The 21,172-nt window shown below is 39.3% G+C and carries 17 protein-coding genes and 1 riboswitch; of the genes, 8 read left to right on the top strand and 9 right to left on the bottom strand.

What is annotated here, in order from left to right:
• Window positions 1–61: 61 nt before the first annotated feature.
• From D172_RS13830 to D172_RS13840, 3 genes are read left to right on the top strand one after another with little or no spacing between them, the layout of a single operon-like run.
• Window positions 62–415 (top strand): CidA/LrgA family protein, encoded by a 354-nt coding sequence (locus tag D172_RS13830; protein WP_007377543.1) that lies wholly within the window; start codon window positions 62–64, stop codon window positions 413–415.
• Window positions 408–1,151: an LrgB family protein gene (locus D172_RS13835; RefSeq protein ID WP_007377544.1), complete on the top strand. Its 744-nt coding sequence runs from the start codon at window positions 408–410 to the stop codon at window positions 1,149–1,151. Before D172_RS13830 ends, D172_RS13835 begins: the two co-directional genes overlap by 8 nt.
• A 38-nt stretch (window positions 1,152–1,189) precedes the next feature.
• Window positions 1,190–2,026 (top strand): mechanosensitive ion channel family protein, encoded by an 837-nt coding sequence (locus tag D172_RS13840; RefSeq protein WP_007377545.1) that lies wholly within the window; start codon window positions 1,190–1,192, stop codon window positions 2,024–2,026.
• A gap of 54 nt (window positions 2,027–2,080) precedes the next feature.
• Here the strand turns inward: D172_RS13840 and D172_RS13845 are convergent, their stop codons facing one another.
• Entirely contained in the window at window positions 2,081–2,563 is a 483-nt protein-coding gene (locus D172_RS13845; RefSeq protein WP_033015324.1) for a winged helix-turn-helix transcriptional regulator, read from the bottom strand.
• A gap of 170 nt (window positions 2,564–2,733) precedes the next feature.
• On the opposite strand from D172_RS13845, the gene putA reads away from it, so the two are divergent.
• Both putA and D172_RS13855 read left to right on the top strand, forming a co-directional pair.
• The gene (gene putA / locus D172_RS13850; RefSeq protein WP_007377547.1) at window positions 2,734–6,537 is read left to right on the top strand and encodes a bifunctional proline dehydrogenase/L-glutamate gamma-semialdehyde dehydrogenase PutA; all 3,804 of its coding nucleotides are present in this window, start codon (window positions 2,734–2,736) and stop codon (window positions 6,535–6,537) included.
• 113 nt (window positions 6,538–6,650) lie between these two features.
• A complete protein-coding gene (locus tag D172_RS13855) occupies window positions 6,651–7,844 on the top strand; it encodes an HD-GYP domain-containing protein (RefSeq protein WP_007377548.1) in 1,194 nt (397 codons plus the stop codon).
• 9 nt (window positions 7,845–7,853) lie between these two features.
• Here the strand turns inward: D172_RS13855 and D172_RS13860 are convergent, their stop codons facing one another.
• From D172_RS13860 to D172_RS13885, 6 genes are all read right to left on the bottom strand, one after another.
• A complete protein-coding gene (locus tag D172_RS13860) occupies window positions 7,854–8,891 on the bottom strand; it encodes a general secretion pathway protein GspB (RefSeq protein ID WP_007377549.1) in 1,038 nt (345 codons plus the stop codon).
• Between the two features lie 11 nt (window positions 8,892–8,902).
• The gene (locus D172_RS13865) at window positions 8,903–9,820 is read right to left on the bottom strand and encodes an ExeA family protein (RefSeq protein WP_007377550.1); all 918 of its coding nucleotides are present in this window, start codon (window positions 9,818–9,820) and stop codon (window positions 8,903–8,905) included.
• 162 nt (window positions 9,821–9,982) lie between these two features.
• The gene (locus D172_RS13870) at window positions 9,983–10,501 is read right to left on the bottom strand and encodes a DUF1566 domain-containing protein (RefSeq protein WP_007377551.1); all 519 of its coding nucleotides are present in this window, start codon (window positions 10,499–10,501) and stop codon (window positions 9,983–9,985) included.
• A 9-nt stretch (window positions 10,502–10,510) separates the two neighbouring features.
• Window positions 10,511–12,151 carry a DUF1566 domain-containing protein gene (locus D172_RS13875; RefSeq protein ID WP_007377552.1) on the bottom strand — a complete coding sequence of 547 codons (1,641 nt, stop codon included), beginning with the start codon at window positions 12,149–12,151 and terminating at the stop codon, window positions 10,511–10,513.
• Between the two features lie 68 nt (window positions 12,152–12,219).
• Window positions 12,220–12,552 carry a hypothetical protein gene (locus D172_RS13880; protein WP_007377553.1) on the bottom strand — a complete coding sequence of 111 codons (333 nt, stop codon included), beginning with the start codon at window positions 12,550–12,552 and terminating at the stop codon, window positions 12,220–12,222.
• A 33-nt stretch (window positions 12,553–12,585) separates the two neighbouring features.
• Window positions 12,586–13,290 (bottom strand): DUF2982 domain-containing protein, encoded by a 705-nt coding sequence (locus D172_RS13885; RefSeq protein WP_007377554.1) that lies wholly within the window; start codon window positions 13,288–13,290, stop codon window positions 12,586–12,588.
• 247 nt (window positions 13,291–13,537) lie between these two features.
• On the opposite strand from D172_RS13885, the gene D172_RS13890 reads away from it, so the two are divergent.
• From D172_RS13890 to msrA, 3 genes are all read left to right on the top strand, one after another.
• The gene (locus D172_RS13890; RefSeq protein ID WP_007377555.1) at window positions 13,538–14,590 is read left to right on the top strand and encodes an efflux RND transporter periplasmic adaptor subunit; all 1,053 of its coding nucleotides are present in this window, start codon (window positions 13,538–13,540) and stop codon (window positions 14,588–14,590) included.
• A gap of 3 nt (window positions 14,591–14,593) precedes the next feature.
• Entirely contained in the window at window positions 14,594–17,692 is a 3,099-nt protein-coding gene (locus tag D172_RS13895; protein WP_033023738.1) for an efflux RND transporter permease subunit, read from the top strand.
• An 85-nt stretch (window positions 17,693–17,777) separates the two neighbouring features.
• Window positions 17,778–18,314, top strand: coding sequence for a peptide-methionine (S)-S-oxide reductase MsrA (msrA, locus tag D172_RS13900; protein ID WP_007377557.1), 537 nt, complete (start codon window positions 17,778–17,780; stop codon window positions 18,312–18,314).
• A gap of 77 nt (window positions 18,315–18,391) precedes the next feature.
• Here the strand turns inward: msrA and D172_RS13905 are convergent, their stop codons facing one another.
• Both D172_RS13905 and D172_RS13910 read right to left on the bottom strand, forming a co-directional pair.
• A complete protein-coding gene (locus D172_RS13905; RefSeq protein WP_007377832.1) occupies window positions 18,392–20,221 on the bottom strand; it encodes a TonB-dependent receptor domain-containing protein in 1,830 nt (609 codons plus the stop codon).
• A gap of 36 nt (window positions 20,222–20,257) precedes the next feature.
• A riboswitch (cobalamin riboswitch) is annotated at window positions 20,258–20,441 on the bottom strand.
• A 164-nt stretch (window positions 20,442–20,605) separates the two neighbouring features.
• Window positions 20,606–21,088 carry a YajQ family cyclic di-GMP-binding protein gene (locus D172_RS13910; protein WP_007377833.1) on the bottom strand — a complete coding sequence of 161 codons (483 nt, stop codon included), beginning with the start codon at window positions 21,086–21,088 and terminating at the stop codon, window positions 20,606–20,608.
• Window positions 21,089–21,172 lie beyond the last annotated feature (84 nt).

Here is a 21,172-nt window from a genome sequence, read left to right on the forward strand (position 1 = left end):
AATGCATAAAAGAGTTTGATTTGTTAAAGTTAAGCTCTTATCTTTTCTGTGAGCCACTTTGATGAAATATCTGCTCAGTAGCGCTATTATTTTACTATGTTTAGCCTGCGCTAAACTCATTATGCACTTTATTGGTGGAAGCTTTCCTGCACCGTTACTCGCTATGGTTATTTTATTAGTTTTACTCTTATCGGGTATTGTAAAAGAGCAACATGTAAAACCATGCGCCTCCCCTATTTTAAATATTATGCCTATATTTTTCATTCCTGCGGGTGTGGGATTTATTGAACATCTCGGCCTTATAAAATCGCACTGGGCATTTTTAGCATCAGTTGTGTTGCTAGTTCCTATAACTACCTTATTGCTTGTTAGCAGTGTAATTGCGTACTTTAAGGGAAAAGAAAATAATGACTGATTTTACTTTTTCCGCTATTTCAGAGCTACAGCCTACTTTATGGTGGCTAAGTATCCCTTTTATTATTGTATTGTTTTTAGCACTAAGGGCCGTAAACCAAAGTATAAAAAACAGCGTATTAAAATCGCTCACCAACCCCGTATTTTTAAGTATTAGTATTATCGCTTTATTACTCGTTAATCTAAATTTGCCTTATACGCAATTTGCCTCGAACAGCAAACTACTAAGCTGGTTATTAGAGCCCGCAATTGTCGCTTTAGCGCTTCCTTTGTATCAGCAGTTTACGCATGTACGAAAAAACCTATTACTCATAGTCGCAACATGTAGCCTAGGAATTGTTAACGCAACCGTTGTGGCATTTTTGCTAAGCATATTATTTAATGTACCTGCACAGTTAAGTGCATCGGTTGCCGTACTCAGTGTCACTACACCTATATCTTTAATCGTCACTGATTCATTGGGTGGAATCAGCTCACTTGCTGCAGCTTTAGTTATTTTTATTGGTTTACTTGGGGCTTTATTTGGTTTTATGCTTTTTAAACTCGTTAATATTTTTAATCACGAATCTCAAGGCGTTGCCATGGGCACAGCTTGTCATGCAATTGGGACTGCCGCTGCTATTGCCGAGCATCCAAAAGTTGGCGCTTACTCATCGGTTGCAATGGCGCTAAGCGCTTTACTAACAGCGATTATAGTACCGCTGTTATATCCATTTTTAGTCAACATTTTGCTATAGTTGGAAAAATACAACATAGCCCTAACATAGAGCGCTTTATGATCAGTTCTGAAATCGAACAGTTTGAAAAATATTACACCATGCTTACTGAGTATATGGTTACCTACAGTATGCAAATTGTCGGTGCTATTTTTATCGTCCTCATTGGTTTGTGGATAGCGCAAAAGCTTGCCAAATTTGTAGCTGCGTTAATGACCCGCCATAATGTTGACATTACGCTCACTAACTTTGTCAGTAGCGTGGTAAAAGTACTGCTAATTGTAATGGTTATAATTATTGCACTTGGCAAAATAGGTATCAGCGTTACGCCATTTGTAGCAGCTATAGGTGCTGCGTCTTTAGGTGCAGGTTTAGCACTACAAGGAATGCTCTCTAACTATGGTGCAGGCCTTGCCATTATAGCCACTCGACCTTTTGTTGTTGGTGATACTATTGAAGTTAAAAATGTAAGCGGCCAAGTTAAAACAATTGAGCTTGGCTACACAATTTTAATCAATGAAGAAAAAGTAGAAATTACTATTCCAAATAAACATATTGTGGGCGAAATACTTCACAACTCGTTTAGTTACTCATTGGTCAAAGGTGAAATAGACATAGCTTATAGTGCATGTTCTGATAGCGCCATTAGTCTTATTGAAGAGGTACTTAAAGCGCACAAACTGGTCGCACAAAACCCATTATCGCAGGTCGGTATTGAACGTTTTGCCGATAGCGGTGTTACAATCAGCTACAGATATTGGGTGCCTACTACTAAAATTATCGAAACCAAACTGGCTATTAACGGCGGTGTTTATAAAGCAATTAACAACGCTAAGATTGAAATTCCATTTCCTCAACGCGTTATTACAATTAATAAAAACGGTTTAGAAAGTTAATTTAGTTTTAAGTGTGAGCTTACTTAGCCGCAAGCTCACACATTTTAGAACAAACTAAATATCAATTAGTAAACCATCGTCTTGTTTAATTTTTTCAATCACCATATAAGTGTGGTGCGTACCGACTCCCGGTATATCAACTAAATCCCCCAATACTTGTCTATACTCTTCCATGTTAGACACGCGTATTTTTAATAAATAATCATAGCCACCAGCAACCATGTCGCATTCAACCACTTGCTTAATTTTTAAAATATGCTCTCTAAACACTTTAAATACGGCTGTATTTGAGGTAACAAGCGAAACTTGCACATGAGCAACTAAGCTTTGATTTAGCTTAGCTTCACTAAGTTTTGCATAATAGCCTTCTATGTAGCCCTCTTGCTCTAAACGTTTAACACGATCAAGGCATGGGCTAGGGCTCAAGTTAACCTGTTTTGCCAGGTTAACATTAGAAATTCTGCCGTTCTTTTGTAGAACGTCTAGTATGGCTAAATCGATACGATCTAGCATGCGTAATCTATTTGGAATTGTCATAACAGAATTTTATGCGGATAAGTTAAATTTATGCCCTGTAAATTATCGTAAATCGTGAAATTTAACCAGCATATTCTGCGGAATTTTAATTAGAATGCACTCACAATATCACTGATAATTTATTGGTAATTAATTTTACTTTAAATCCTAAACACTCCTGAGGGTTGCTTATGTTATTCAACGGCGATTTAACTACTAACTGTCCTATTAGACAGAAAATTCGTGACTTTTACCGCATAGACGAAAATGCGGTTATCGATCATATTTTACCGCTTGCAGAAGTGGGTGTAAAAGCACGAAGCCGTGCATGGGAAAGAGCCCGCCAGATTGTTTTAAACATTCGTAAAGAGCAAGATGGACAAGGCGGTGTTGACGCACTTTTAAATGAATTCTCACTCTCTAGTGAAGAAGGTGTTGTATTAATGTGTTTGGCCGAAGCTCTGCTTCGCGTACCAGACAAAGCAACTCAAGATGTACTTATTCGCGACAAATTGGCCAAAGGTGATTGGAGCTCTCATTTAGGAAGCAGCGATTCTTTATTTGTAAACGCGTCCTCTTGGGGATTATTAGTTACCGGTAAAATGGTTAACTACACAGATAAAACGAAAGAACAACAGTTCGGCATGCTTAAAAAGACCATTGGTCGTTTAGGTGAGCCAGTTATTCGTAAATCCGTAAATTTTGCTATGAAAATTATGGGCAAGCAATTCGTTATGGGCCGTACCATTGACGAAGCAATTGAACGTGCTGCCGATACAGAGCAAAAAGGCTATGTATATTCTTACGATATGCTAGGCGAAGGCGCGCGCACAATGAAAGATGCAAAGCGTTACTTTGACAGCTACATGAATGCTATACACTCAATTGGTAAAGCGGCCAATGGTCGTGGTCCAATTAAGAGCCCTGGTATTTCAGTTAAACTTTCGGCTATTCATCCACGCTATGAGTTCACTCATAAAGAGCGTGTAATGGAAGAAATAGTCCCTAAGTTAAAAGAACTTGCTCTTGCCGCTAAAAAATACGATATCGGCTTTACCGTTGATGCCGAAGAAGCTGACCGTTTAGATATTTCATTAGATGTAATTGAAGCGGTATTTAGCGATGAAGATCTTGGTGATTGGCAAGGATTTGGCTTAGCGGTTCAAGCGTACCAGAAACGTGCTATTTTTGTAATTGAATGGCTAACCGAGCTTGCGACCCGCGTTGGTCGTAAAATGATGGTCCGTTTAGTTAAGGGTGCTTATTGGGATACAGAGATTAAAACCACACAACAAGATGGTTTGGATCACTACCCCGTATTTACACGTAAAGCCACAACCGATGTTTCTTACAAAGCATGTGCAATTAAAATGCTTGAAGCGCGCGATGTGCTTTATCCGCAATTTGCTACACATAACGCTTACACTGCCGCGACTATTTTAGAAGTAGCCAAAGGCGACAATACAGGTTTTGAATTTCAACGTTTGCACGGTATGGGTGAGTCACTATTCGACCAAATCGTTAACGAAGAAAAAATTCAGTGCCGCGTATATGCCCCTGTTGGTCAACACGAAGATTTACTTGCTTACCTTGTTCGTCGTTTATTAGAAAATGGCGCTAACTCATCATTTGTAAATGCCATTGTAGATACATCTAAACCTGTTGAATCGCTATTACCAGATCCTGTAGAAACACTACAAGGCTTACGTAACAAGTACAATACGCAAATTAAAATGCCAATTAATTTATACGGTGAAGAACGTGCTAACTCTAAAGGCATGGATTTAACCGACATTAACGTTATTACCCCTTTCAAAGAGAATCTTGAAAGCTGGTTTAATGAGCATTTAATTGAGCAAAGCCAAGTACCTGAAGGCTCATTGGCCGTTAAAAACCCAGCGAATCATAAAGAAATCATCGGCCACGTTAAATTACAAACTGGCGAAGAGATGAAAGTATTACTGGCTAACGCTGAAGCAGCTTTTGAATCATGGTCGCAAACATCAGTAAAAGAACGTGCTAACTTACTGCGTCGCGTTGCTGATATTTTAGAGCGTCATCACGACGAACTTGTTGCTATCTGTATTAAAGAAGCGGGTAAAGTAGCACAAGACGGTATTGATGAAGTACGTGAAGCGGTTGATTTTTGCCGTTACTACGCGGCGCGCGCTGAGGAGCTATCGCAAGATGAACGCTTTGAAGCCCGTGGCGTTATTTTATGTATCAGCCCGTGGAACTTCCCGCTTGCAATATTCTTAGGCCAAGTTGCTGCTGCCATTGTTACAGGTAACACAGTAATAGCAAAACCTGCTGAGCAAACAAGCTTAATTGCCCTTCGTGCAATTGAACTAATGCTGTCTGTTGGCTTACCTGAACATGTTGTTCAACCGGTTATTGCTCGTGGTTCTGAAGTAGGCAAAACAATTGTTCCTGATGAACGCATTCAAGCAATTATGTTTACCGGCTCTACAGAAACAGGCACATTAATTTCTCAAACACTTGCAGCACGTAACGATATTCAAGTACCGTTAATTGCAGAAACTGGCGGCCAAAACTGTATGATTGTTGACTCAACGGCGCTTCCTGAGCAAGTAGTTGACGATGTGATCAGTTCTGGTTTTCAAAGTGCTGGGCAACGTTGTTCGGCTCTTCGTGTTCTATTTATTCAAGAAGACGTAGCTGATGGCATCATCGATATGCTTAAAGGGGCTCTAGCTGAGTTACACATTGGCGACCCATCGTTACTATCAACTGATGTAGGCCCTGTAATTGATGAAAAAGCACTTAAAAACTTAAACGACCATGTTGAGTACTTAAAAGGTAATGCAACACTGCATTACGAGTGCAAAATTCCTGATAATACATTAAATGGTGCATTCTTTTTTGCGCCTCGTTTATATGAAATTAAGAACTTATCAGTACTTAAACGTGAAGTATTTGGCCCATGTGTTCATATTGTGCGTTTTAAATCGAGCGAACTTGATGATGTGATGGATCAAATTAACAACACAGGTTATGGCTTAACAATGGGTGTACATTCACGTATTGAAGAGCGCTGTGAATACCTTGCTAAAATGTCACGTGCGGGTAATGTTTACATTAACCGCAACATGATTGGTGCTATTGTTGGTGTGCAACCATTTGGTGGCCGTGGTTTATCAGGTACTGGCCCTAAAGCCGGTGGCCCTAACTACCTACAACGTTTAGTAAAAGAAAAGGCATCACCAGATAACGTGCAAATGACAAACCTGACGCCAGACGAACTTGATTTACACCACTACAGTGGTGCAAATGAACAAGTTAAAAAGCTAATGGCTAACTCAATGCGCGATGAAAAGATTTGGCGTGCAACACCGCTAAATGACCGTGTTTCGGCTGTACGTCAGTTGCTTGCTAAAATCGCGACGGTAGAAATTATCGACGATTTAGCAGACGATTTGGCATTAACACTATCAGAAGCTCGTGCACAGCTTAACCGCCTTGAAAAGCACATGCGTAAATTTACTACCCTGCCTGGGCCAACGGGTGAGTCTAATACACTTCATCTAGAAGCGCGTGGTTGTGTCGTGTGTTATGCAGATAAGAGCACATCGTTTAACTTCTGGGCATTGTCTATCATTACCGCTATTGCCGCAGGTAATACGGTAATTACTGTAGCGTCTGAGCTGTTTTATGATGAAGCTGTTGCCTTTAAAGATAAATTTATCTCTACAGGTGTTGCTGAAGGTGTTTTCCAAGTTGCTAAACCTAATCAGTTACAAGCTATCTTGGCTCACCCTCATTTAGCAGGTGCAGTAGTTGCTGCTCGCTCGTCTCGCTTAGGCTACTTTAGCCAGCAGCTAGCACAGCGTAAAGGTGCTATTTTACCAGTAATTAGCTCTGAGTATTACGATACGTTAATCAAACGTCTTATTACTGAAAAAACAATCAGTATTGATACAACAGCATCAGGTGGTAACACATCACTAATGACGCTTGTTGAAGATGATGAGTAATTAGAAAACTAATTTCTTAATAGACACGAGAGGCACCTAATGGTGCCTTTTTACTATGTAAATAGCGTAAAGTTTGTTACTTTATAGTTAATCAAACTATATAAGTTAATAAATTGAAAACCATTCTTATTTCACAATTACTTCCAGGTATGTTTGTACAACATGTTACTAAGCAAACAGGTCGCATTAAAGTTAAAAGCCAAGGCTGGGTTCAAACTCAAGCGGATATTGATAAGCTAAAAAAAGCAGGGATCTTAGAAGTAGAAATAGATCCTGATAAAACCCTTGTCAATACAGTTCCTGAAAAAGAGCTAGAAAGCACTTCTGCAGTAAAAATCAAACGAGACCCTTGGCAAAAAGCACACAGTGCAGAACAAGAAATGGGCAAAGCTAAAAAGCTTTATGACGAAGCTAAAACACTTCAACTCAAAGCATTTAAAGAAATAAAAGCTGGCCGAAAAATAGATATAGCCCCTTTTAGAGAGCTTGCAAGTGGCTTTATGGATTCAGTGTTTAGAAATCAAGATGCGTTAGCGTGCCTTACACAAATGCGTCAAAAAGATGCTTATTTACTTGAGCACTCTATTAATGTTTCTATTTTAATGAGTATTTTTGCTAAGCACTTAGAAATAGATAAAGAGATTATCGAACAATTAACAACAGGTGCTTTGTTACATGATATTGGTAAAATAAAAATACCTGACGAAATTCTCAATAAACCGGGTCGTTTTAGCGACGCTGAATTCGAAATAATGAAAAAACATTCCCTTTTTAGTAAAGAAATTTTAGAAGGGTCTGGCTTAAAAGGAATCGCTGTTGATATTGCTGGTATGCATCATGAGCGTTTGGATGGCAAAGGTTATCCGTTTGGTAAAAAAGGCAATGAAATAAGCCAATATGTGCGCATGGCCTCAATTGTTGATGTTTATGATGCATTAACCGCTGAACGCGTTTATAAAGCTGGCATGGAACCTATTAAAGCATTTAAAATATTAAAAGAAGGCTGCCCCGATAGTTTTGACCCTGTGCTGCTTACTAAATTCATTCAATGCATTGGTATTCACCCGGTTGGGACTTTAGTAAGGTTATCAAGCCAAAAAGTCGGACTAGTGACTGAAAGCAACCCTGCATCGCCACTAAAACCGATAGTAAAAACATTTTACAGTGCTAAACACAGCCGTTATACGGAAGTACAAGATATAGATTTAGCCAATAAAAAGACTTTAGATACCCTTGAATCTACTGTTAAACCAAAAGAATATAATATTGATTTAGAACGTTTTTATAAAAATTCAATACTGCCATAGAGTGGTCGCTTATTGCGGCCAATCTTGCAATGCTTTTAAACTAAACTCGTAACCATCAAAATCAAGGACGCTCTGCTCTGGTGTTATTTCTCTAACCGTTAGCGCACCAATACTCTCTCCTTCATGTAGCTCTCGTCCATTTAACTTTATCCAACGTTTATCAGCACTGGATGAATAAATATGCGCTTGGTATTTAATACTAGGCAACATTGATTGCAAACCATCAGGCAGTAGCTCCACAGGCTCAACACGTGATGACGTTTTTGATGCTTGAGTAACTTCATAATCTTGATTTTTTTCGACATCTTGTATCGCTTGCGCAAATGCATTTTTAAGCGTTGTTGGCACGGCATCAAGTTCAGGATCGCTCACTTGTTGAGATTGATTGCTACCATTAATTGGCTTACCCAGTACTTTATATTTACTCATATCTAGTTGAGCCGATGCGGTATTTTGATTTTTCCCGAATACCGAAGTGTTTTGTGCATTATTTGGATTGTAATTATTTTGTGGGTTAAACGCTGGCTGATTATAATTTTGAACCGGCATTACTTGTTGCATATTTTGCTGATTATAACCTGCTGCGCTCGTGACCTGGCTCGACGGCATAGGAATATACTGGCCATTTGGGGTTAATAACATTTGCTGTACACCATTGGGGGTTTGCACATGCACAAGTTGACCTTCAATTGTTGCAGTATTTGTTGGAGCTACTTTTGCAGGCTCTAACTTAGCTACTTGCTGTTTTTCAGCTTCAGTATCTATTTTTTTAGCATCTTCTTTAGGTGCTGATTTTTCGCTTTCAACCACATTAATTACAGCGGGTCCCGCTGCGTTTAATAAGGTAGAACTTTGAAACCACTTTCCGGCGGTAAAGCCACCAGCGACAGCAATAAAAGCACCTAAGCTTGTACCAAAAACTAATGCTAATCGTTTATAACGCTTGAGTGCTTGTTGTTGTTTTAACTGCTCTGATTGCAAGTCGTACTGCTCAGCACTCATATCTGATTGCTGCGACTGCTTTAGCGCATCTAATAAATAAGACATAACTTACCTAACTATAAAATAAATGAAAGCCCAATACCTACGGCAAATAAAGTAGCGAAAGCAAAGCTGTATGATACAAATGATGTTCCCTTGTTCGCTTCATTAACTGGCGCTACAAAATCCATTGGTAATGACTCATGTGCTGATTTTTTTATTATATCGCCATCAACTATCAACTGCTGCTTTGCAAATGTGCCCACTAAAGCACGTTCACACACCAAGTTCATTAGGCGCGGCACACCACCCGTTAATTGATGAACTGCTTGCATCGCATCCATCGAAAAAATCCCTTTATCGCACCCTGCAACGTGCAAACGATGCTTTATATAAGCCACGGTTTGGCCTTGCGTAAGCGGCAATAAATGGTAACGAGCTGTTATTCGCTGAGCAAGTTGTCTTAATTCATTGCGCTTTAAAAGCTCTTGGAGTTCAGGTTGGCCCACAAGCACTATTTGTAATAGCTTTTTATGATCGGTTTCTATATTTGTCAGCAAGCGCAATTGCTCAAGCACATTAGGAGCAAGTAACTGTGCCTCATCAATGATAAGTATGGTGTGACCACCCGATTTATTATTAGTCTCTAAATGCTTTTTTATAATATCGGTAAGGCTTTTAAGCGTCGAATTATTAGTATCGTAACTAATATTAAGCTCATCACAAATACTGGCTAATAACTCTAGCTCCGAAAGTGCTGGATTATGGATCATTGCGACTTGGGTATTTTCAGGCAATTGCTCAAGCATACTGCGAGTGATCGTGGTTTTTCCGGTGCCCACTTCGCCCGTTAATAATACAAAGCCACCATCTTCACCCAATCCATAGGTAAGGTGCGCTAAGGCTTCTTTGTGCCGTTCACTTAAAAACAAGTAATGGGGGTTAGGCGAGATAGAAAAAGGTTTTTCGTTCAGGCCAAAATAGCTTAAATACACCGTGATGTTCCTTCATAATTAAATCACGGCCTATAATGGCAAAAAAAGCCCCTAAGTGACAACACTGTGAGTGCTTTATTATTGAAATAACGTAAATTTATGAAAAACAAAAAAGCGCAGCTGTTTTAAAGTTGCGCTTTATATCTTTAAATTTACACTTTTTTATTTTTCATAGCGCACTAATCGTAAATACACATTACTTGTTTTAGCATGCAAACTATTTAGGCCACTATCAAACTGATAGACCCATGCAGAGCTCATTGTGCTCACACCCGATGTATTTGACCAATAATTTTGAAGCTTAGTGCCAAAAAATACAGTTTCATTAATACTCGGCTCTGTGCAACTGTGCTCTAAAATACTCGCCAATTCTTTAATGTTAGGCATTTGCCAATCATCGTAATCTGCGGTTGTATCATTTTTAGCTCCACGTAGTGCCTCTTGCCAAGTGAGAGAAGGTGTTGAGCCTTCACAAAGTTGTGTCTCTGTATTGTAAGTCTGCCCATAACTACAGCGTTGCCACATAAGGCCAGTTTCGCTATCAGACACTGTGCCATCTGCATTTATTGTAAATCTATCTGTCGGTGTTGTGGTATCTGCACCGTCGTAGCACGTTTGCGCCGCTGCAATATTAAAGCTCAAACTTATAGTTGCTATTGCATAGAGTAATTTTAATTTCATTATTTTCTCCTAACGACTTCTAACTAAACGTACATAAGCAGTATTTTCTTTTGGATAAGCAAGATCGTTACCATCACTCATATCAATAATATACGCTTGCGATAAACTTGTACCATCAGCTGCTGTTTGTGAAGTCCAGTAACGTAAATGGCTTAATGCACTTTCACTTGGCATATTAGGGAAAAATGCCTCGTCAATTAATACACTTTGACCTTGTTTTCCGTAATCAATTAAACCTAAAAGCTCTGTATAACTAGGTAATCGCCAGTTCGTACCGCCACAAAAATCTAAGTCATTTACTTCGTTTATATAGCTTTGTACACCACAACTTGTATTATCAGGGCACGTACTATTAGCTGAACTTGTATCTGTAAAGGTCGTGTTGCCTACATCCCAAAAATAATGATTTTGACCATCACGTAACGAAGTATTTGGTACCGTGCCAGATGCCACACTTTTCACCTCCCAAACCAAACCTGTTACGTTATCGCGAATACAACTAAAACTATTGCTGGTGTCAGACACTTCATCGGCAAATTCATTTAACTTCGTATAATCAAACGCTAAATTACCTTTACCTACTTTATCCAAACGGTTTGCAAAGCTGTCGCGGCCAAGTTCTGCATCTTGCGCGGGAAAGTCATCGCTTTCACAATTAATACGCTGGGTATTGTTATAACACTCACCCACACCACTATCATTTATAAGCCCGAGAGCTTTTGGCGATACATCTACAAATAAAGAATCTGTGTCTGTACGTCCTTTTGAGTCAGTTACCGTTACTTCAAAGCTCAATGTGGTCTCGGTGTCTACATCTGAGGCAAAAAATGTCGTTGTGCATTGATTACTATTACTTAATGTTTCGGTATTACCGGTAAGTTGTTGCCATTTACATTGGTATGTATCTGTTACGGTTTCACTGCTAGTTGCATCAAGTGTTACCTGCTCAAACTCTTCAATATTTTGATCAGCACCCGCATTTGCATCCACTAATTCATTTGTTTTGTTGAGGGTCATTGAATATTGAGTGCTTGCCTCACCGCCTTCATCATCTATAACCGTTAACTGCCAAGATAAATTTACGTTACTTTCAAGCAATGGATGAGAAAAGCTGAGTGTTGACTCATTAAAGCTCGCAATATTTAACTCAGGCCCCGATAGCAATTGCCAAAAATAGCTATCAATTTGGCCATTTTCATCCGGATCGCTTGACTCAAGACCGCTTAAAGTGACCGTGTCTTTGTATACAGAAGGAAGTGTTTCAGGCGATGTTTGTGTAACAGTAACAAGGGGAAGCTGGTTATTAGAACTAACTGAGATGGAAATGTCGTCACTAACGGCGCTAGTGCCGGAGCTTTGATAGCTCACTCTTAAAACTATTTCACTGTCAGTTTTTACATCTGGTGCGGTGAGCGTTTGTTCTGCTCCCTCTAACGGAAAGCCATCTAAGCTTGGACCGCTTACTTGTTGCCAAGTAAAAGTTCCATCAGCAGGAGAACCCTGTGCTGTAATGGAAAAATCGGTTTTTTCAATAATTTGTAAGTCGTTTCCAGCATTAACAGATGATTCTACATCGGCATCATCGCTGCCACCACCGCCTCCACATGCGCAAAGCAAAGCAATAAGAGGAATTAAAGCAAACGCTTTCATACAAAGCACCTTTTATGTCAAATAATTACTATAGTGTAATCATAAGCAATAAAGATGCCATTAAAGTGCTACATATAAGTATCTTGATGAATACGTACAAACAACTTAGTACCGATTTTACTGTAATCTACTTTGTATTCACGCCCATCTAAGGCTTGAATGAACAATAGCTGTTTTTCTTCACCAAACACGTCTGGGCTTCCAACATACACTATTTCTAAATAACGATCTTTTGCATCACGTCGATTTTTTGGCAACTCTTCTTTAAAAGGCTCTAGGCCATTTTGTGTTACTTTAATTCGCGGATGAATTTCAGAGTTAACAATCACTAAATCGTGTTTTTTATCTTTATGTATTATGGTATTTCGCCCACTTTTTAAAAAGGATCTGTCTTGACTCATTACTATTCCTACTACCGCACTAGAGTATTTACGTTATTTACTCTGCGTCGCTATAAACTGACTGGGGTTTTGCTTCCACTTATTTAAGTTAGCACTAAACGCCCAAATATCTCTATCTAATACACTGGCAGGTAACAATAAATCATAACCTGTTAACAGCTGAAGGTGCTTTGTTCTATTTGCAAACATAGCTATAAGCCCATTATAGCTTATTCCCCTTTGAGAGATATACTGTGTATCTTCTATTAACCATTCTGATGGGCAATGACCATTTTTGCAATGTTTTTGAACAGCTTGCATAAATAAATGTCGTTGTTCTATTAGCAGTTTCCCTGCAATTCTAGGTGATAAACTTGCTAAAAACTCATCAATATCATTTACTTTGATACCCACAGTATTTAACTCAATGTATTCAACCCCGTCCTCAACCTTAGGTATACCACTATACCTAAAATTACTTTGAAAAAGGTGCCATGCTCCATACTTATGCTGATATATAAGTTTAGATTCACTTAATATTAAACTATAGAAGGGTTCTTGGGTTTTTAAAAACCCAATAAAAATAGCACCGATACAAGCACTCACTAAAAAAACTTCAACAATACTTATTTTATCTGGACGTAATAAATTAAAACCCATAATAAGCACCAACCCAATGGCACCCACTATTAATATTTCGATGCCATTACGTGCGCCTTGTGCCCTGTATTTCACATGATTTCTATCGTTTTTATCCATGCTGATAGAACACCATATAAAATATCAACATAATAATAGCCCATAAAATAACTTTGCGGGCAGTTATACAAGCCTTACAGGATGTTTTAAAATTCATATATTTACCACTTTATATGTAACAAAAGAGGGACACTGCATCAGGATCATTAACTTTTACGCTTAACGCACAAATTTATGAGACACATAACCGCCTTTCTCCGGTCTTATTTCGTACAATACTTACAATTAATTTTCAGGTATGAAAACGATGTACTCAAGACAATCAGGCAAAGCTCTTTTTCCATTTATTATTACGCTACTTTTGATATTTAGCGTTTACTTATATTTACCGTCAAGCCATGGTGAACAAGCCGACTTATCTAAAATGTCTACTCAGGTATCTGCGCATACGGTGACATCACAAGAAAACGCGGTAATGATAGAAGCCATTGGTAGTGCACGTGCTAACCAAGCTGTTTATATTAAAAGTGCCCAAAACGATTATGTCACAGATATTTACTTTAAAGACGGTGACTTAGTTAGTAAAGGCCAAAAATTAGTGCAACTACAAAGTAAGCAAGAACAACTTGCAGTTAAAGAGCTTGGCATTAATTTACAAGAAGAGAAACGTCAACTCAACCGCTTAACCGAACTCTCACGCTCTCAATCAACTGCAAAGTCATTGTTAGAAGAGCAGCTATCTCGCGTTGATGCAACAGAGGCGCAACTAGAAAGCGCTAAAACTAAGTTAAATGAAATGACTATTACAGCCCCTTTTTCTGGCCTGCTAGGTAAACGTGAAATATCAGTCGGTGCATACGTAAACAACGCTACAATAATCACCACACTTGATGATATTAGTATTATTAAAGTTGATTTTAAAGTGCCTGAAAAATATTTAGCACAATTAAACATGGGCATGAAAGTACTTACCCAAAACGATGCCTACCCAGGGCAGACATTTAACGGCAAGGTAACGCATATTAGCTCACGTATTGATTCGGTAACACGCAGTGTTGAAGTAACAGCAAGTTTTGCGAATAAATCAGGATTACTTCGCCCTGGTATGTTACTAAATACAGCACTTGAGCTAAGCAGCAACCAAGCTTTAATGGTGCCAGAAAAAGCGGTTATCCCTTTACAAGACAAACACTTTGTTTTTCAAATTCAAGACGGAGTAGCCAATAAAGTTGAAGTACATGTTGCAAGCAGAAATAATGGCTGGGTTGCTATCGACGAAGGTTTAACTGATGGTCAGCAAATTGTTACTGAAGGGCTAATAAAAATTCGCTCTGGAAGTAAAGTAAGCGTAAAGGGGTAATACGTGAAAATTACTGATACTAGCGTTAAACGCCCCGTTTTTGCCATTGTAATTAATTTACTACTTCTCACTTTTGGGATAGTTGCGTTTACGATGTTACCGCTTCGTGAATACCCTGATATTGAAACACCGATTGTAAATATCAGCACTGAATACACTGGTGCTTCTGCCGAAATTATAGAAACCAAAATAACGCAAATAATAGAAAACCGTATTTCGGGTATTGAAGGTATTAAAAGTATTAATTCATCAAGCCGTAATGGGCGTTCAAACATTACCATTGAGTTTGATATTAACCGCGATATAGATGCAGCATCTAACGATGTACGTGAACGTGTTGCACGTGCACTTGATAGCTTGCCCGATCAGGTACGCCCACCAGAAGTGTCTAAATCAAATAGTGATGAAAGCCCAATCGCCTGGTTTGTATTAAACAGCGAAACAATGGACTCGTTACAGCTCTCTGATTACGCGCAGCGTTTCATTGTTGACCGTTTAGCCGTTGTAGATGGTGTATCTAACGTGCGTATTGGTGGTGAGCGCCAATACGCTATGAAAATTTGGCTAAACCGCCAAGCAATGGCTGCACGCGGTATTACCTCAAGCGATATTGAAAATACACTGCGTACAGAAAACGTTGAATTACCCGCCGGCGAAATAGAATCAATAGATCGCGACTTTACCGTGCGTACCGCACGTAGTTATAAAGATCAGCGCGATTTTAAAAACCTTGTTATTAAACGTGGTGATGAAGGTTATTTAGTGCGTTTAGGTGAAGTTGCCGACGTACAATTAGAAGCTGCCGATGACGAAAGCTTATTTCGTGGTAACGGGCGTAATATGATTGGCCTGGGTATTGTAAAACAAGCTAAAGCAAACACACTTACCGTAGTAGATAACGCACGTAGTGAGCTTGAAAAAATCAAACGAAACTTGCCTGAAGGCACTACAATTCAAGACAGCTACGATTCATCAGTATTTATTAAAGAATCAATTAGTGAAGTTTACAGCACACTTGCCATCTCTATGGGTTTAGTCGTACTCGTTATATTTTTGTTTTTAGGCAATATACGAGCAACGCTTATTCCAGCTGTTACCGTACCGGTTGCACTTGTTGGTAGCTTTATGTTTTTATTAGCAATGGGCTACTCAATCAACTTACTCACTTTGCTTGCCTTAGTACTGGCCATTGGTTTAGTAGTAGATGATGCCATTGTAATGCTTGAAAACATTCACCGTCGTATTGAACTGGGTGAGCCGCCGTTACTAGCTGCATTTAGAGGCGCGCGCGAAGTAGGTTTTGCCATAGTAGCAACCACGCTTGTACTAATATCTGTTTTTGTGCCATTGGTGTTTATGGATGGCCGTATAGGAGCGTTATTTACTGAGTTTGCTATGGCGGTAAGTGCTGCCGTATTTTTCTCAAGTGTTACAGCGCTGACACTCGCTCCAGCCTTGTGTTCTAAAGTACTTAAAGTATCAGACAAACCAAATAAATTTAGCCAATGGATGGACCGCCAGTTTACTAAAATTGAAGTAAGTTACCGTAATTCACTCTCCACTAACATAACCCGTAAATGGGGTTTAATGGTGAGCCTATTATTAGCTGGCTTTGTTAGTTACTCGTTGTTTTTACAAGTTCCTTCTGAACTAACGCCAAAAGAAGACCGTGGCACGTTCTTTATTATGATGAGCGGTCCTGAGGGCGCAAGTTATGAAAATAATGCCGCTAATATGGCTAAAATTGAAGAACGCTTAATGCCTTACTCGCAAGCGGGTGAGCTAAGTCGTGTACTTGTTCGAGTGCCTGGCTGGGGTGGCAGCGGCGGTGTTGCGATTGTTGGTATGGCCGATTGGGATAAGCGCAAACGCTCAACATGGGAAGTAATGGACGAAATAAGCGGTAAAATGCAAGAAGTTACCGATGTACGTGCGTTTGCCATTATGCGCCGTGGTATTGGCGGTGGTGGCTCTTCTCGTCCAATTGAGTTTGTATTGCAAGGTAATGATTACGCTCAACTTGCCGACTGGCGTGACCGTATAATTAAGCGTGCCGAACAAAACCCAGGTTTAGTAAGAATCGATCATGATTATAAAGAAACCTTCCCGCAGTTTTTAGTCAGCATAGATAAAAACAAGGCTGCTGATTTAGGCGTTTCTGTATCTGATGTAGGCCGTACACTTGAAACAATGCTTGGCCAGCGCCGTGTTACAACCTTTATTGACCGTGGTGAAGAATACGATGTAATTTTAAAAGGGACTAAAGAAGACTTTACTAACCCTACTGACATTTCAAATATATACCTTAAATCACGAAGCGGTGAACTAGTCCCACTTGATAGCCTTATCAGCTTAAAAGAAGAAGCAACCGCATCGCGCTTAAACCGATATAACCGTATGCGCGCAATTACATTAAGCGCCAACTTAGCCGACGGTTATACGCTTGAGCAAGCGCTTAACTTTTTAAACGAAGTAGCCGCGCAAGAAAACGATATAGATGGCGCCGTAGATTACAAAGGCGAGTCGCAACTTTATTACGAAGGCGCATCAGCGATGACCTACGTATTTATACTTGCACTCACCGTTACCTTTTTAGTACTGGCAGCGCAGTTTGAAAGCTTTATGCATCCGTTCGTCATTATGCTTACCGTACCACTTGGTTTAATGGGCGCTATGTTCGGACTTTGGGCTACAGGACTTACTTTAAATATTTACAGCCAAATAGGTATTGTCATGCTCATAGGGCTAAGTGCTAAAAACGGTATTTTGATTGTAGAATTTACTAACCAACTGCGCGATAAAGGCGTTGAATTTAGTGAAGCTATTTTGCAAGCAGCAACTCAGCGTTTGCGCCCTATTATTATGACCTCGCTGACTACGGTTATGAGTTCGGTACCTTTAGTACTTGCTTCAGGTCCGGGCGCTGAAAGCCGTATGGTGATAGGTGTAGTCGTGTTTACTGGGGTTATTGTATCGACCCTACTAACTCTTTTTGTTGTACCTGCTGCATATTATGCACTTGCACGTAACACTCAATCACCTGAGTTTTTACAGCAAAAATTAGACAAACAAGCTGCTGAAAAACCTTTCGAAGAGATCTAGCCTCTTAATTGCGCCGTAACCTTGTTGTTGCGGCGCATACAATTTATGCTCGCCCTTAAACCCCATATACATTTTAGGAATACTTATGAGCTCAACAACGCAAGTAGCAACATTTGGTGGCGGCTGTTTTTGGTGTATAGATGCTGCATTTAGACGTGTAAATGGCGTACTAACCGTAAGCTCTGGCTACACCGGCGGTGAAACAAATAACCCAACATATGATTCTGTATGCTCAGGCACAACCGGTCACGCTGAGGTTGTTAAAATTGAATTTGACGCGACTGTAGTTAGCTTTGAAACACTCTTAGCAATGTTTTTCACACTGCATGATGCAACACAATTGAATCGCCAAGGTAACGATATAGGCACACAATATAGAAGTGTGGTTTACTATCGCGATGAAGCTCAACTTAAGCAAACCAACGAAGTGATAGCTCAACTGCAAAGCCATGTTGCTGAGCCAATCGTGACAGAAGTCAGCCCTGCCACTACGTATTACCCAGCAGAGCATTATCACCAAGATTACTATAACGAAAACCCACAACAGGGTTACTGTAGTATTTTAATAGCACCTAAGTTACACAAGTTTGAAACCGTATTTAAAGAATTCTTAGCTGACTAGCTAATTTGAGTAGTTAAACTTAGCTACACATTAAAAAGCCCGACATATGTCGGGCTTTTTAATATTAATAAATACCGTTAAAACTGGTAGCTTGCGCCTGCAAAAAAGCGACGCTCTGGCGTGTTGTAGTAATACACTTCACCCGTTGTAAAATCAGCGTTTGAATCAACAGCGTTATACTCTTTATCAAATAAGTTTTCTACACGAAGCGAAACTTCAATATGTTCATTTACTTGATAATTACCCGCTAAGTTCCAAAGTGTATAAGAGCCTAAGCGAGTCACAGCACCTTGTCGGTCGCTACGGTATTGCATGTCTAAGCTTGCATCAAAAGCACCAAACTGTTTTGCAAGTTCCCAGTTAAAAGTACGTTTAGCAACATTACGTAACTCTGCGCCCGTTTCTTCGTCTTCAGCGCTTAAGTAAGCAAAGTTAAGGTTGCTATCAAAACCAAAAAACTGCTGAGATAAGCTAAATTCAACCCCTTCGTAGCGTGCTTCATTTAAGTTGATAGGAAAAAAGTTAGAATCTAAAGATATCTTATCTTCAATATCATTTCTAAAAATAGCAACGTCAATACTTGCTATATCAAAATCTACATTTAACCCAATCTCTTGATTTAATGATTTCTCAGGCTCTAAATCAGGATTAGATGAAGGTGGAAAACCAGGAAAAGCCGGAAAGTATAAATCGTTAAATGTAGGTGCTTTAAAACCAGTGCTTTGGCTTATGCGGAACGTGGCGTCTTCAGATAAATGATAACCCGCAGCAGCTGTATATGTTGTTTCGTCGCCAAATTGTTCATCATCGTCTTGGCGAATTGTTAAATTAGCTAACACTTTTTCAGCATTGTAATAAGCCCCAACAAATACTGCTAATACATCACGCTCTTGCATATCATACTGCGTTGAACTGTGCGATACATCATCGTTGTACCAGTTAACACCACCGCTAATATTAAGCTCTTCAGATAATATATATTGACCGTTATAATCAAATTGCACACGTTTCGTTATAAAATCATTTACACCAAATGCTGAGGTATCGTGAGAATCATCTGTTGAAAGCGCTAAATCAATACTATGCGTTTGGTTAGTGTAGTTTTTACTCCAACCTGCAGAAAGCTGATAGTTTTTAAAATCACCTGTTTCTATAGTACTTGTGGCTGGACTAAAGCGACTGTCGTAATCTGCATAGCCTTCACTGTATTGGCCTAATAACTTAAAGTCGCCGTAATGTGCATCGGTGTAATTTACTTTAAAACCAAGGTTTTTATTTTCATAGCCATCTTCATCTGGTGCTACGCCTTGCAGTGCATCAAAGTTATCTGTTTTTTCAAAGCCTGCGTTAAATGCTGTTGTTATATCATCTGATTTTACAGAGCCTGCCACTTGATAATTTTGATAAGAGTCAGAACCAAATGTAGCGCTTAGGGATAAGTTATCTGACTCACGTGTAATAATATTAATAACACCAGCGAGTGCATCAGAGCCATAAACAGCCGCGCGAGAGCCTTTAATAATTTCTATGCGTTCAATACTATTTAGAGGAACATTATTTAGTGCTTTTTGACCAAGTGTTGCTGAGCCTGTACGTACACCGTCAATTAAAATCAACGTATCGCCAGAGCCCGTACCACGAAGTGACACACCTGTATTTTGACCAAAACCACCGTTTGGATTAACCTGAAAACCCACTCGCGTGCTTAAAAGTGTAGGTAAATCGCGTACGTTACTTGCTTCTATTTCAGCACGTTCAATAACATTTACACTCGCTAAAACGTCGTTAATTGATTGCTCAAACTTATTAGCTGTAACGGTTATTTTTTCAATTGATTGCTCTGCACCAGACACAGAAAATGAAAGCGCAGCAGAAATTGCAACGCCTAGAGTTGTTTTGTTTAGCATGATGTCCCCTACCTTTGCCCACCGCAAAGATTTAAGTAAGTAAGATTGCATCAAGGCCGGTCTCCGGACTCAGCAAGCATATAAAACATGCAATACTTTACCGTTGCGGGGGCAGTGTTGGGCTTGTAGTCATCATGAAAACTCACCAACTTCCCGATTATCCTGCTAAAAAAATCATTACATGAAGTGGCTAGCAAGCACCTTGAAAATATGCCGCTATTGTGGGTATTTTGTTTATAAATGTCAATGGACGTCTATACAGCTAAAGATAGATTCATTTATGATAAATACGAAAAATAACCTCACAAAAAAAGCCAAACATTGCTGCTTAGCTTTTATTAATACATTTTACACACTCGTTAGCTAGGTTCTAGCTGGTGTACTTTAGTCGCGAAAGTTTTTAAACTGAAAAGGCTGACCTAGCTCAGCGCTACGCACTACTTGCATAGCCTCTTGAAGATCGTCACGCTTTTTACCAGTAACGCGTACTTCTTCGCCTTGAATAGCGGCTTGAACTTTAACTTTAGAGTCTTTAATGGCCTTAACTACTTTTTTAGCCATGTCTTTTTCGATACCTTGCTTTAAGCCAACGTTACGAAATACATTTTTACCTGCACGAGTAATATCTTGAAGCTCTAAGCTTGATACATCCATACCACGCTTAGAGATTTTGTTTGCCAAAATATCAAACAATTGCATAACTTGAGAATCAGCTTCAGCTTTTAATTTAATTGTTTTGTCATTTAATTCAATAGATGCATCAACACCTCTAAAATCAAAACGGGTCTCTAGCTCACGGTTGGCGTTATCAACCGCATTTTTAGCTTCGTTCATTTCTACTTCAGATACAATATCAAATGAAGGCATAGGTTTCTCCTAACTATTTAATCTTAATTTTATGTGGCAATTATAACGCTAAAATTATAATTCTTTACATTTTTCTGCATCTTG

This window comes from Pseudoalteromonas sp. Bsw20308 (genome assembly GCF_000310105.2).
Classification (GTDB): domain Bacteria; phylum Pseudomonadota; class Gammaproteobacteria; order Enterobacterales; family Alteromonadaceae; genus Pseudoalteromonas; species Pseudoalteromonas fuliginea.